Origin of the sequence: Achromobacter sp. 2789STDY5608615 (assembly GCF_001298995.1) — a bacterium.
GTDB classification, from domain to species: domain Bacteria; phylum Pseudomonadota; class Gammaproteobacteria; order Burkholderiales; family Burkholderiaceae_B; genus Achromobacter; species Achromobacter insuavis.
Window position 1 is genome coordinate 92,488 of the sequence record NZ_CYTY01000009.1, and the last position, 1,292, is coordinate 93,779.

Annotated in this window: 1 protein-coding gene; it reads left to right on the plus strand. The window is 69.8% G+C overall.

The annotated features are described in order from the left end of the window. Window positions 1-128 precede the first annotated feature (128 nt). Window positions 129-1,292: ABC transporter substrate-binding protein (locus tag AOZ49_RS32945; protein WP_054475063.1), on the plus strand; the 1,164-nt coding region annotated here is incomplete at its 3' end.

A 1,292-nucleotide genomic window follows, 5' to 3' on the forward strand; every position in this document is an offset into this window, starting at 1 on the left:
GCCGGTGGACCTGCCGCAGCCGCGCGCCGACCTGTTGCCGGAAATGGGCGCATTGCGCCTGGAAATCCTGACCCGCCTGCGCGATGCGCTGCGGGTCGCACGCGGCCAAGCCGCCAAGGAGTCTATCGATGTGCCTTGAACACATGTCGCGTCGCGACTGGTTGAAACTCTCGGCCCTGCTGACGGTGGGCGGCGCCGCGCCGCTGCTGTCGGCCTTCAACGCGCGGGCGCAGAGCGAGCCCGACGCGCCGGTGCGCATCGGCTACCTGCCGATCACCGACGCGGCGCCGCTGCTGGTGGCGCACAACAATGGCCTGTTCGACAAGGCCGGCGTCAAGGCCGAGAAGCCGACGCTGCTGCGCAGCTGGGCCCAGGTGATCGAGGCCTTCATTTCCGGCCAGGTCAATGTGGTGCACCTGCTGTCGCCGATGACGGTATGGGCGCGCTTCGGCAGCCAGGTGCCGGCCAAGGTGGTGGCCTGGAACCACGTCGGCGGTTCCGGCCTGACGGTGGCGCCGGCCATCAACAGCGTCAAGGAACTGGGCGGCAAGACCGTGGCGATCCCGTTCTGGTATTCCATCCACAACGTGATGCTGCAGTACCTGCTGCGCGAGAACGGCCTGGCGCCGGTGTCGCGCAAGGAGGGCGCGCCGGCCGCTAACGAGGTCAACCTGGTGGTGATGGCGCCGGCCGACATGCCGCCGGCCCTGGCGCAGAACCGCATCGCCGGCTACATCGTGGCCGAGCCCTTCAACGCCGTGGCCGAGACGCTGGGCGTGGGCAAGGTGCTGCGCTTTACCGGCGACATCTGGCGCAACCACGCCTGCTGCGTGGTGTTCATGCACGAGCGCGACCTGCAGCAGCGGCCCGAGTGGTCGCAGAAGGTGGTCGACGCCATCGTCCAGGCGCAGCTGTGGATCCGCGACAACCGCGAGGAGACCGCCAGGCTGCTGTCCAAGGAAGGCATCAACCGCTACACCCCGCATGGCCTGCCGGCCTTGAGCAAGGTGCTGGCGCCGCCGGCCTCGGACCGCGAGCAATACCTGGCCAGCGGCGCGATCCGCCACGCCGGCTGGGACGAGCGCCGCATCGACTTCCAGCCGTATCCGTTCCCCAGCTACACCGAGGAACTGGTGCGGCGCCTGCGCGACACGCTGATCGAGGCCGACCGCGGCTTCCTGGCCAACCTGGACCCGGCGCGCGCCGCCGCCGAGCTGGTCGACGACCGTTACGTCAAGCGCGCCATCGAGGCCGCGGGCGGCCTGCGGCGCTTCGGCTTTCCCGACGCCTAC